The sequence below is a fragment of the Alishewanella tabrizica genome (assembly GCF_014652375.1).
GTDB lineage: Bacteria > Pseudomonadota > Gammaproteobacteria > Enterobacterales > Alteromonadaceae > Alishewanella > Alishewanella tabrizica.
This window is the reverse complement of sequence record NZ_BMYR01000006.1, coordinates 102,718-115,584: the sequence shown is the minus strand read 5'-3', so window position 1 is coordinate 115,584 and position 12,867 is coordinate 102,718. Positions and strand designations below refer to the sequence as shown.

The window sequence follows — 12,867 nt, the reverse complement described above, 5'->3', positions numbered from 1 at the left end:
CTATGCTGCTATTTTTGCTGCAATCTGTCAGGCACGCCGCCTTTAAGTAGCACGGTGCGATCCGGAGCAAAATGCGAATACAACGGCAAGATTGCACCGCCAATAGCAATAGCATCTTCGCCTAGGCTGCCTTTCTGCACGCTGGGTATAAATAGATTGGCTGTTGGTATTGCCGCTAAACGTCTTTTAATCATGCTGATCAATTCAATTAACAAATACGGCGGTAGCTGTGCATCTATCACTACGGTTTCTAAATCCAGAAAACTAACGCAAGACATAATGCAAAAGACAATACCCTCGGCGCAGTCTTGCATCCAATCATGCACCAGTCCCCGGTTGTCATCTATCACCTCAGCCAAATCTGCAATATTATCAATATTAACTTGATGATATCGCAGGTGCTTAAGTAACGTGGCAATAGACGCTCTATTGACTAAAGTATCCCAATTACCGGTATGGCGCTGGCTATCCAACTTCGACGGTGGTACCGGCAAGGTGGCTAAGTTGGCAGCGTTACTGTGTATGCCTTTTTCCAGGCTGCCATTAAGCACTAACCCGCCGCCAACAAAGGTATCAATATAGATATAAAGAAAGTTATTCAGTGCTTTTAGCTCGCCAAAATACAATTCGGCAGCGGCTGCAGCGGAGCAATCATTCTCGAAAAAAATACGGTAGGGTAGCTTTTGTTCTAGTAGCTTAGCAAAGTCGATATTAACCCATTGCTGGGCAATTTCTGGGGCCATTTCGCCTTGAGCTTCCCAATTCCCCAGAAACCATGGCATAGCAATACCGACGCCAACAAACCGTTCACGTTGCACCGGGGCAAGTTTCATTAACAGCTGTTCAACACGACTATGCAACAGCGTCACAAGTTGCTCTGGTGTTGGTTCTTTATAACGATGAAGTGTTTTCTCAATTATCTTGCCGGCAAAATCAGACAACACATATTCTATATTTTGGCGGCCAAGCTTGATGCCAATCGAAAACAAACCGTCTGCTTTAATCTGATATAAGTTAGAAGGTTGACCGATACCCACGGTGCGGCGGCCGGATTTCTCCAGTAGCCCTTTTTCTTCTAAAGCGTCGACAATACGGGTGAGCGACTGCAGAGTAAGCCCAATATTTCGGGCGAGATCAGGTTTTGAGGCGACAGCCATTTTACGCACTGCCGAAATAACGACACGCTCGTTGTACTGCCGAAGCGTTGATGAATTACTGCCTTGCCCCATAAAAACACCACACTATTTTGCTTGGCTAACGACGAGCTGGCGCACTTGCACCCGCTGCTGATGATAACCAGTTACAGGCTAATTTTCTATGTTGATTTTAATCATAAGCCAGATGGCTAGCTAACTCACTTCATAGCTTTTTTAGTGAACGGACAAGGTTAAGCCTGAGAAAAAAGACTATTTCGGTTGCTTAATTCAATCAATGTTATATATTCTCTTATGGTGAAATATCGTACAGAGCGCCACGCCAGCAACTGCTAATCAACAGCAAAGCGGGGGCATTATCCGTATTTAGTACCTTTAGCTGTAAACATAAGCAGCGCTTTCCAACACACCCTAAGATCACTAGGGTGTCTTTTTGACAAGGCAGCAACAATGAAAAGAAAATTGATCGCATTGTGTTTTTCAGTAAGTAGTATTTTGGCCCAAGATGCCATCGCTAAACCAGAGCTGTATCAAGAGCCCTATCGGCCGCAGTTTCATTTTACGCCACAGCAGCAATGGATGAATGATCCCAACGGTATGGTGTATCTTGACGGCGAATACCATTTATTTTACCAGTACAACCCGTATGCCAATGTATGGGGGCCCATGCATTGGGGGCATGCCATCAGCAAGGATTTGGTGCACTGGCAACAACAACCCGTCGCACTTTATCCCGACAAGCACGGCACTATTTTTTCTGGTAGCGCAGTGGTTGACTGGCACAACACTGCTGGCTTTGGCACTAAAGACAATCCGGCACTGGTGGCTATTTTTACGTATCATGATCATCTGCAGGAAAACTTAGGTGCAACCACTTACCAATCACAAGGGTTGGCTTATAGCTTGGATAAAGGCCGAACCTGGATCAAGTATCAAGGCAACCCGGTGCTCAACAGCCCTGATGTTAAAGATTTCCGTGATCCAAAAGTGATGTGGCATGCCGATTCTGCACGCTGGGTGATGTCTTTAGCCGTAAAAAATAAAATCAGCTTTTACAGCTCTACCGATTTAAAAAACTGGCAACACACGGGCGACTTTGGTGAAGGTATTGGCGCACATGGTGGGGTTTGGGAATGTCCGGATCTGATCAAAATGCGGGTAAATGGCAGCGACGAAGAAAAATATGTGCTGCTGGTAAGTATTACACCTGGAGGCCCTAATGGTGGCTCAGCTACCCAGTATTTTGTGGGTGACTTTGATGGTAAAACTTTTACCATCGATCCGGCTTTTAACCAACAACTGAGTGCTGCCGAAGTAACATCACCGTCAAAACAACCTGCAATCTGGCTGGATTATGGCACAGATAACTATGCTGGGGTGACGTGGTCTGATGTACCGAAAGCCGATGGCCGTCACTTATTCATAGGGTGGATGAGTAACTGGCAGTATGCGATTAAAGTACCTACTGAGCGTTGGCGCAGTGCTATGACGATAGTTAGAGAATTGCAACTTGAGCAGCTTAACGGTCAATATATTATTAGTTCTAAGCCCGTCGATAGCCTTTCAACATTAATCACCGAAACGCACTCTGTTAACAATATTACACTCGCTGCGGCGCAACCTGTTGACGTCGTTAAGTTAGCTAAAGCGTCAGAATTAGGCCAAAAAGTACAACTTGACCTTGAGCTTAACCAAGCTAGCGTTGTGGAATTGTCGTTCAACAACGCCAAGAACAATTTGAAAGTGATCATAGACGCGGCCGCCGGAGAATTGATTTTAGACCGTACCGCTGCAGGCCTTGCAGATTTTGATGTTAATTTTCCCTCTGTACAACGTGCACCGCTAAAGATTGAAAAAGGCGTGCTACATCTTGAAATATTTTTAGACAGGGCTTCTATAGAAATATTTGCGGATAAAGGGCGAACCGTTATGACCAGTATTGTTTTTCCAGAACAACCTTATACAAAGCTCAACATTAGCGCGGATAACACGGTGCAGCTTAAGCAAGTAACAATAAGCCAGCTAAGTTCGATTTGGCAAAAAAAGTGAGGCTGCACACAAGCTCAGTATAATGTTTTCTATATGGAAGATTAAGCTGCAAAAATCCTAGAGAATTATCCTTTACGCTCTTTTACTAACTGAGTTGCTGGGCTATTTTTTTGCATAGCCAGCCGGCGATAGACTTACCTTATGCCGTGGGTATGGTTTACCTGCCGGGGTGCTGCTGTCGATATGGTAATGCTGTCACTGATTGTCGACCTCGCATTTTATAACGCTACTACAAAATAGGTACGGACTTTATAAAGTCCGTACCTAGAGAACTACATGCACATGATATGCAAAAATCACTCGCCGCCATTACGCCAAAGCAGCAGTTTCATTCAGGTCTTTTCTCAATACCAATATCGCCAGATATATTAATACCAGTGGCGGGAATACCGACAATAACAGCCCCACTAACCCTGCTAATTTTGGGGTATTTGTTTTGCGACAACCGAGGTAATACGCTAATGCGCCCATACTTAACATAAATACTATAAAAAACCCGGCTACATATTTCATAAGCGCATAATCCATATACCTTACTCCTATTTCTTTTTGAGAAGCTCATCAAAAGTATGTTTCAGAATTGCTTTTACTAGCTACTTTACCAGCACACTCAATCTTTTGTATTTACATTAATGCAAACTACAATACAAATTGCATAAAATCAACCATGCCTAAGCTTAGCCACAATAGGAATAAAACAAATAGCGATAATGGCAATTGATGCTGCGACATAACCAATAACCTCTATACCTAATAAAAATTCGTTATCTAAATCATTCGGTATCTGACCCCGAAGTTGGGAAGTTGGTGGCATTATTGGGTATTAACGACTGAGATAACGGCTTATCAACACTACCGGTAGTAAAAACGTGGCAGTAATTAATAGATAGGAAACGAGCATTACCATGCTGTAATAGACACGATTCGTCATATTGCTTATTGCCATAAAACGTTTCGACTTAATTGCCGCAGGAACATAAAGCGTATAGATCGCACTGGCATCAAACTTTTCATCAGCAAGAACATTTAAAAGAAATCGTAACGCCATAATACAAATGACCATGATATGAGGAATAGCAGCAAGGATAAAAGACTCTGCTGCAAGATTAAGTATTGAAATACTCAGCGCAGCAAACAACATCAGTACTGCCGTGCCAATTTGCCAACGACGATAGTATCGAAACTCAGCTTTCGCAAGAACGGTGTGGCACTTCGCTAATGGCGTACGTAACATAATCGGCTTTCCTTAAATTACTTACATAACTAATTTCATAGCGAATGCTGCGAAATATGCTTGGATATTGCCACCATAGACGTTTTCCCCGTGAACTCGAACTTTACCTTACCTATTGAAGAAAGGTAGATCTCTAGCTCTGAATCCAGATCAAAAGTACCTGATGTTTCTACCGAATAAGCCACAATGTTTTTATAGGGAATGGATGTAAAATCTTTTTTGCTGCCCGTTAATCCTTGCACGTTGATGACGATAATTCTTTTGCTGGTAAACACGACCCCATCGCGCATCGATTTATAGGCATCGATGATTGTTTCATCATCAAGCAGTAACGCTGCGACATTTTCTGCATAGTCAGTATTCTGCTTAAGTTTAAAAAATCCCTTGTTGTTGAAATCGATCATGCTGATTCCTTTATCTTTTTGTGATTGCTACTTGTATAGCCAAATTCTTGTATACCAACCATCACGGGTAATATTGAATAACAATACCCTTCATTTGAGCTTTTGCGACGCAACAACCACAGCGCATCACGGTAACGTAAAGACGGCTGAGCCAGACGCCATAAAAAAGTATAGCGCTAAACGGTAATAGTCCCACTTAAATACTGAACCGCATAACCAGAGATAACCACCCTGTTTCCTGAAACCAAACAATTGATAATCCCGCCCCGTTTTGAAGCTTGAAAGGCGACAAGATCATTTTTACCCATACGCTCAGCCCAAAGCGGTGCTAAGCCAGTATGAATCGAGCCTGTAACAGGATCCTCATCCCCACCATTCGCAGGCCAAAAATACCTGGAAATAAAGTCGTAATCCTTTGTTTCAGACCTGCATGTAACCACAACATCAAGAGGCTTAAGTCGCTGTAAAGATTCATTATTACGCTGCACAGTGCGTACTTCAGCTTCAGAACCATAAATGACGAAATAGGCTTGAGAATTACAATAAACCTCTACCGGGGCAATAGAAAGACCCGCAGTAAGATCACTGGGTATACTGTCCACCTTTTCAGGCTTGGTATTTGGAAAATTCATCTGAATCTGGCCTGATTCGGCTTTTTCAACCACAAAGGTTCCAACAGCCTTAGCTGAAAACGTCAGGCGGCTTACCAATGGCATCCCATTAAACAGCACGAAAGCAGAGGCTAAGGTTGCATGGCCACAAAAGGTAATTTCAGTAAGCGGCGAAAACCATCGGATCAGGTAGGTTGATGTCTCATCAGGAACCACGAAAGCAGTTTCAGAAAGATTGTTTTCTGCTGCTATAGACTGCATTAATTCATCGGAAAGCCATTTTTCTAAAATGATTACGGCTGCGGGGTTCCCACCAAATACAGCATCCGTAAAAGCATCCACAACCACTATGTTCAGTTCCATTTGAGTGCTCTGATTTTAATACTGTTTAACACGATTATTAGAAAGCCATCTCCCGCACTTTCTTAACGGGATACGCCGCTGCAAACCACCAACGCTGTTGTCGTGTGCAGTTTTATGTACTATCAGGTTGCCATATTGAATAAAAAGTAAAAAAAACCTACAAAAAGGACAACACCAACAATAACCATAACGGTAAGCGTTTTGGAGCGCATCATGGACTGAATTAAGGCTATTTCAGTTAAGAAACCAGTGACAAAGAGTGCTAGCACTTTTGCCGTCTCGTTTTCGTTTTGCTTCATTATCTTTCCTTTTCACTAGCCACCTTGTGAATAATCCTAAAACACATTTTAAAATAAAGCTATCCAGACTCATATTTAACAGCCAGAATAAAACTTCAATAAATAAGAATAAAAAAGGTAATACATTTGTTATTGAAATGCTTTATGGCAAGCCCCTCGCTAATTCCTTAGCTGAGGGGCGATGCTTGCGAGGATTACCGAATATCTAAAATCAGTATGCCGCGGGCGGGTACGCTGAGGTGTTTGTCAAGCGTTAGGCGCTTGCCGCTTAGTACCTCTGTGGCGGTTTTACCGGTTGGCAGCACTTGGCTAAAGCGCGCTAAATCCAGAGTGGCAGCTTCGGCTTGCTTGTTCATAACCACCATCACGGTGTGTTCGGCATTGTAGCGGAAGTAGGTGTAAGTCCCATTGTCGGGGGCATAGTGTAGCAATTTACCATTGTGAATGGCGGTCGCGGTTTTGCGCCAGTTTAATAAGGTGCTGACCCATTGCTGGGTGCGTTGCTGCAACGCACTTAAGCCCTGACCCGTAAAGGCATTTACCTTATCGCCTGCCCAGCCACCGGGGAAGTCGGCGCGCACTTTACCGTCATCACGCTGGGCTGGGCTGGTCATAGCCAGTTCAGTACCGTAAAACAGCTGTGGAATACCGCGCATGGTGAATAAATACCCTAACGCCATGCGAAACAGGTCTTCGTCTTCACCCAATACCGAGAATAAGCGAGCGGTATCGTGGTTACCTTCAAAAATGACTAAATTAAACGGGTTCGCATATACATGATCGTTACTGAGCATTTCGTACAGCCGGATCCAACCACTGTTCCAGCTTTCGGGTTCAGCCAGCGATTTCAGTAAGGCATCGTAAATGGGGAAGTCCAACATCGACGGCGTATACGAAACATAACCATCTTTATTCTGTTTACCCGCCTGCCAGTACGATACGATCAACGGGTTAGGGCTCCACTCTTCGCCGACGATATTAAAGTTGGGGTATTCCTGCATAATGCGGCGGCCCCACTCGCTTAAAAAGGCTTTGTCGGCATAGGAATAGGTATCTTCCCGAATCCCGGATAAACCGGCAAACTCCACCCACCAAATGCTGTTTTGAATTAAGTAAGTGGCTAATTGTGGTTGTCGCTGGTTTAAGTCGGGCATTGTGTCGACAAACCAACCATCGGTAAACAAGGTGCGATCACTCTCCGCCGCATAAGGATCTTGTATGGTGCTTCGATTATGATTGGTAGGGACAAAGTTGCCTTGTTTGTCGCCTTTAGGAAAATTTAACCAGTCCGATGCAGGCAAATCTTTCATCCACCAATGATTACTGCCAATATGATTCACAATAATATCCTGAATCACCTTGATCCCTTGCCGATTAGCCTCTGCGACAAAGTCTCGAAATTGTTCATTGCTACCAAAACGTGGATCGACCCGATAAAAGTCGGTCGCCGAATAACCATGATAAGAATAGGCTGGCTGGTTATTTTCGGTCAGGGGTGTGGGCCATACGGCGGTTATACCCAACGTCGACAGATAAGGTAAGGCGCGCTGCATACCGGCAATATCGCCTCCGTGGCGACCACTGTCGTTACTGCGATTGGCGCTCTCCAACATTTCCGGCACGCTGTCATTGTCGGGATTGGCATTAACAAAGCGATCGGGGGTCACCAGGTAAATCACATCGCTTGGATTAAATCCTTGCCGCTGAGCCGAATGTTGCCGCCGAGCCAATAGCGGGTAGTTAAAGCTGGCAACCTCTGTCGCCTTGTTCAGTAATGTAATCGGCACGGCACCCGCCACCGCCGTTTGGCTGATGGTAAGTTCAACAAATAAATAGTTCGGGTTATCGGTGCGGTTTACGGCAGAAATATGTACTCCGGGATACTGTAATTGTGGCGTAAAGCTGGCGATATTCTCGCCATAGAGCATCACTTCAACTTGAGGATGCGCCATACCCACCCACCAGTTTGCGGGTTCGATCCGTTTAATATCAACCGCTGCCGTGCCGTACGCACTGCACAGTAAGGTTAACGCAGCAACAATATTACGCATTAGAGGATATCCTTCTTGAACATAGCAGTTACCGGTACTGATATGGGCGCTAACGTTGGCGCGGATGTTATTACCGGTGCCAATATAAACGTTAATAGTGCTGCGATTACGGCCACATGGGACACGCGCTCTGCGAACTTAATACTGAATGTGCCATACCGCATCGCCTTGTAGCTTGCTCACCTTAATCTTTAGCTGTTTACTGGCTTTGTCGTAATATGCCAGCTCACTGCCTCGGGCAAAACGCTGTGGCTGCGCCACCACCGGAATAAAGCGGCCATCCACACGGATGTTTTTCGGTTGCGCACGTTGATTATGCAGTACCAGCGTAATTGCCCGTTGTGTTGGCTTGCCTTGGTAATCTCCGCCCTCTTGTTGCATCGTGATCTGCAATTGCGCAACGCGATCTGGCTGCGTAGCGCTTTCGGCTAACTGACTTTCGGCCGCAAAACGTAACAGGCTATACTGCCCTTTGGCCAGTGCATCAGGCGTGACGCCGTCGTCTTCATACATTTCGCCCTGGGCACTTATTACGCTGCTATCGGCATAGTAATGCAGCGTTAACGCCTCACTACGGTAATCGGCGGTGCGCTGAATGACTGACGTCATTGGAATAAAGCTACCGGCTTTCACCAACACCGGAATCGTATCAAGCGTTACGGGGCGCTCGATCACGTTACCCCCGACCAGCCGTTCACCATTAAAAAAGTCGAACCAAATGCCGTTAGGCACATTAACAGGCCAGCGGGTCGCACCCGGTGCGGTAACCGGCGCCACTAAAAAGGCGTCGCCCCACAAATAGCTATTGGCCTCATCGCGTAATGCCCGATTTTGCTCATCCAAGAAAAATAACGGACGCATCAGCGGTATGCCCGTTTGGCTATGTTGATACGCTAAGGTGTAGTTATAAGGCAATAAACGATAACGAAGCTCAAGCCAAGGGCGCAGGGTTTCGATGACCTCAGTGCTATGAAATACCGGTTCGGGCGCAATATGCTCTTGTGCATGCGGGCGAAATACTGGTTGAAATACCCCATACTGTAACCAGCGAATGTAGAGTTCTGGATCGAAGGTTTCGCCGCCGGCAAAACCACCCAAATCGGAATGGATCCAACCAAAGCCAAATAAACCCATTTGAAGCGCTAACTCAACTTGGGGTTTTAAGCCACCCCAGCTGCGATCAACATCGCCGGTCCAAGGCACCATCCCAAAACGTTGCGAGCCTAAATTGCCGGCACGCATCATAATAAAGGGGCGCCGCTCAGGAAAATCCGCTTTAAATCCGTTATGCACTAATTCAGCCCAGCGATGGCCATAGGCATTGTGTACGGCGTCGGCAGGTAATAAGCCGATACCCGGTACATCGTGCAAGGCATCTGCTGGATGGACTTCTGGCTCACCTAAATCGCCCCAAATACCGGCGACACCTTGCTGCAATAACTGGCGATTAATCGGCCAAAACCACGCCGTTGCTTTGGGACTAAACACATCTAATAGCCCAGTATTGCCAAAGTAAAAATCAAAGGTCTTCGGTTTGCCATCCGGCCCCAGCGCTAACGCCCCTGCATCGACAGCCTCTTGCCAGCGTGTGGAACTGGTTAGAATAAAAGGCTCGGTAATTAAAATGGTATTAACGCCATCGGCCGCAAAATCAGCCAACATACCATCAGGATCGGGAAACGCCTTTCGATCCCAGGCTAAATTGCCCATATGGCCTTGAATATCCGGCCCAAACCAATATAAGTCTAAAACGATAGCATCTAACGGCAGCGCTAATTCACGGAATTTTTGTACCACCGCTCGGGCTTCTGCTTCGGTACGATAGCCAAACCGTGATGCATAGTTACCCAAGGTCCAGCGAGCTGGTAACGGTGGCTTACCACTGGCGCTGATATAATGACTGAGCAGTTCTGGCGTTGTATTCCCGGCAACGACTACATACGCCGAGCGCCCGCCTTGGGCGCTAAAGCGTAATATATCGTTCGCGGTGTGGCCTAAATCGATCTCACCCGTCGCGCCATTATCAAACAGCAGCATATAGTTTTTGCTCGACATGATCCCAGCCAAACTAAAGTACATTTGGCTCGATTCAGTGCTGTAACCATAATGTGCTTTATTATAGAGCGGCAGTTTGTGACCACGCCGATCCATACCAAGTACGCGCTGGCCAGCTCCAAACAGCGTTTCGTTAGTATCCAAGCTAAAGGTAAAATCGATCGGTTCGGCACCTTGCGCCACACCGCCTACTTGCTCTGTTAGCAATTGGCCTTGATGATAAAAGCGCAGCGACAACGGGCTTTTTTGAATTTGTACCGTTAATGCTGGGCTTTCTAGCGTGAGACTATCGGCCGCCTGTTTTAGTGTTACCTGCACCGGTTGCGGTTTATTGCCCAAAATTAACGAGGGCAACTGTATCCGCCCTGTTGGCTGATAGAACACTTCAACTGTGGCATTGTTGTAAAACGTTAGGCTTACCTCACCGCGATCGGTGGTTAACCACAATTGGTTTTCGGTTACCCGGTGTGATTGATAGTGCTCCTCTACCCCCGCCGTGACGGCCTCAGCCGCCTCAAGCTGAAACACGGGAAGCACTACCAGGCTTAAAATCGCATAAAATCCTGTGACTAGACGCATAACGCCCCCTTAACGAACAATCTGATAAACCACAGAGCCCAATGGCGCCAACGTTATGGCAATACTGCCTACGCCATTGGCAACCACTAACTCATGACTGGTGCCCGTAAGCTGTTCATGCAAGCCATATTTACCATCGGCTAACTGCCATGTGCTAATCAGTTCAGCCGGTAGGGTTAAGGTAAACGCTGTCGCTTGCTCCGCGTTAAAATGGCTCACTACCACTAATTGCTGCTCGGCAGAATAGCGAGCAAATGCCAATTGCTGCTCGGAATACGCTGTGCCCGCCGCCAAATTGACGCGGTGTAGCTCAGTATAACCGCCATTTAGTGCCGGCGCAGAACGGCTAAAACTCAGTAAGGTGCTATAAAATTGCCGTAAGCTTTTCTCTTCTGGGCTAAGTGCCCCACCATCAAACTTACCACCATTCACCCAGCGTTGATGATGCGGTACGCCCCAGTAATCAAAAATGGTGGTACGGCTTGCTTTACCAAAGCCGGCATCTACCGCACCAGGCTCGCCAACCTCTTGGCCAAAATACAACATGGTGGGTGAGCTGCTAATTAAGGTCGAAACCACCATCGCGGGCATCCCTTTACGGGCATCACCAGCAAATTCAGGGCTAGCAATACGCTGTTCATCATGGTTTTCTAAGAAATGCAGCATATGGTGTTCGATATCAGCCATGCGCTCTTGCGTAGCCACCAGCGCTGAGGTTGGTCCTTTACCCTGCATCACTAATTTTAAGCTGTCATAAAATTCCACCTTATCATAAAGGTAGTCCATTAAACCGAGCTTTAAGTAATCACGATACAACTGCGGTTGATACACTTCAGCCAGCAAAAAAGCGTTTGGATTAACCTGCTTGATATGAGAGTTTAAGTAGCTCCAAAACTCAACGGGCACCATTTCGGCCATATCATAGCGAAAACCATCTACGCCCATCCCAATCCAGTACAGGGTAATATCTCGGAATTTTATCCACGAATCGGGCACATTTTTGCCCTGCCAAAATTGATAATGCGCTTGCCAGTCTTTTTCGGCGTAGTCTGCCGGTAAAGTGTCAAAATCATAACTGCCATCAGGGCGCACACCATAATTAATTTTTACTGTTTCGTACCAATCGTCAAAGGCCGGTTGCGCGGCGCGCGCGCCATTTCCGGTCCACTTCGCAGGGTTTTCGTTAAATTTGCCATCGGCCAATGGATGCGTTTCGCCGCCTAATACCTGATACTCTGCAGGCCACTGCGGCACCTGAAAGGCCGCCCCCGGCACATAGTAAAAGTTGTTATCGCGAGCATACGCTACGCGAGTATCATCGTTCGCACCAAAATCGGCTACGCCTTCGGGCTTTTGTAATGAGTGATAATCACGCGCCACGTGGTTTGGCACAATGTCGATCAACACTTTCATACCCTGTTGATGGGTGCGGGCGATTAACGCCTGAAACTCTTGTAAGCGCTGAGCGGGATCAACGGCTAAATCGGGGTTTACACTGTAATAGTCTTTTACCGCATAGGGCGATCCGGCACGGCCTTTTACGACGTCGGGATCATCATTACTGATACCATAAGCGGTGTAATCGGTGATCACAGCATGATGCGGTACCCCGGTATACCAAATATGGGTAGTGCCTAATGCTTTAATACCTTTTAGCGCGTCGTCGGTAAAGTCGTTAAACTTCCCTACACCGTTTTCTTCCAACGTACCCCATGGTGTATTGGTCGTATTGGTATTACCAAATAGCCGAGTAAACACTTGATACACCACCGCTTTGCCGCTAGGTTCTGCGGCTGGTGCGGCGCTAGGCTCATTGGCTGCTGCGGTGACGGTAGGGGCATCAGATACTGTGTTTGGTGCCGTGGGGCTGGTGGCTTTACCACACGCGACTAATAATGAAAGAGTAATAGCACTTACTGAAAAGGCCAGGCGCTTTGCACCTAAGGCAAATGAAAGCTGCTGCATACACGATTACCTTGTTGTCTGATCTTATTCTAGGCGTTACGTTACCGCAGAACAGCGTAAAGGTTATGCATTTTTTTGGTGCATACGTATGCAATGCGTGCTT

General features: G+C 46.5%; 10 protein-coding genes. 1 reads left to right on the top strand and 9 read right to left on the bottom strand.

All coding sequences use genetic code 11. From position 1 onward, the window contains the following. Window positions 1–8 precede the first annotated feature (8 nt). Window positions 9–1,229: an ROK family transcriptional regulator gene (locus IE070_RS08320; RefSeq protein WP_189482356.1), complete on the bottom strand. Its 1,221-nt coding sequence runs from the start codon at window positions 1,227–1,229 to the stop codon at window positions 9–11. A gap of 375 nt (window positions 1,230–1,604) precedes the next feature. Between IE070_RS08320 and IE070_RS08315 the strand changes: the two genes are divergently transcribed. Beyond that, window positions 1,605–3,203: a glycoside hydrolase family 32 protein gene (locus IE070_RS08315; RefSeq protein ID WP_189482354.1), complete on the top strand. Its 1,599-nt coding sequence runs from the start codon at window positions 1,605–1,607 to the stop codon at window positions 3,201–3,203. Window positions 3,204–3,512: 309 nt separating this feature from the next. Here IE070_RS08315 and IE070_RS08310 read toward each other — a convergent pair whose 3' ends face one another. The 8 genes from IE070_RS08310 to IE070_RS08275 all read right to left on the bottom strand — a co-directional run bounded on the left by IE070_RS08310 (window position 3,513) and on the right by IE070_RS08275 (window position 12,764). Beyond that, complete coding sequence (locus tag IE070_RS08310; protein ID WP_229796987.1) at window positions 3,513–3,731, bottom strand: hypothetical protein; 219 nt, start codon at window positions 3,729–3,731, stop codon at window positions 3,513–3,515. A 295-nt stretch (window positions 3,732–4,026) separates the two neighbouring features. Next, on the bottom strand, window positions 4,027–4,437 hold the full coding sequence (locus IE070_RS08305) for a hypothetical protein (RefSeq protein WP_189482352.1): 411 nt from the start codon (window positions 4,435–4,437) through the stop codon (window positions 4,027–4,029). 35 nt (window positions 4,438–4,472) lie between these two features. After that, complete coding sequence (locus IE070_RS08300; RefSeq protein WP_189482350.1) at window positions 4,473–4,841, bottom strand: PH domain-containing protein; 369 nt, start codon at window positions 4,839–4,841, stop codon at window positions 4,473–4,475. Window positions 4,842–5,017: 176 nt separating this feature from the next. After that, the gene (locus IE070_RS08295) at window positions 5,018–5,815 is read right to left on the bottom strand and encodes a PhzF family phenazine biosynthesis protein (RefSeq protein WP_189482348.1); all 798 of its coding nucleotides are present in this window, start codon (window positions 5,813–5,815) and stop codon (window positions 5,018–5,020) included. A 122-nt stretch (window positions 5,816–5,937) separates the two neighbouring features. Further along, on the bottom strand, window positions 5,938–6,114 hold the full coding sequence (locus tag IE070_RS08290) for a hypothetical protein (RefSeq protein ID WP_189482346.1): 177 nt from the start codon (window positions 6,112–6,114) through the stop codon (window positions 5,938–5,940). Between the two features lie 194 nt (window positions 6,115–6,308). Further along, entirely contained in the window at window positions 6,309–8,165 is a 1,857-nt protein-coding gene (locus IE070_RS08285; protein ID WP_189482344.1) for a glycoside hydrolase family 13 protein, read from the bottom strand. Between the two features lie 138 nt (window positions 8,166–8,303). Further along, complete coding sequence (locus IE070_RS08280) at window positions 8,304–10,799, bottom strand: glycoside hydrolase family 31 protein (protein WP_189482343.1); 2,496 nt, start codon at window positions 10,797–10,799, stop codon at window positions 8,304–8,306. A gap of 9 nt (window positions 10,800–10,808) precedes the next feature. Then, window positions 10,809–12,764, bottom strand: coding sequence for an alpha-amylase family glycosyl hydrolase (locus tag IE070_RS08275; protein ID WP_189482341.1), 1,956 nt, complete (start codon window positions 12,762–12,764; stop codon window positions 10,809–10,811). Window positions 12,765–12,867 lie beyond the last annotated feature (103 nt).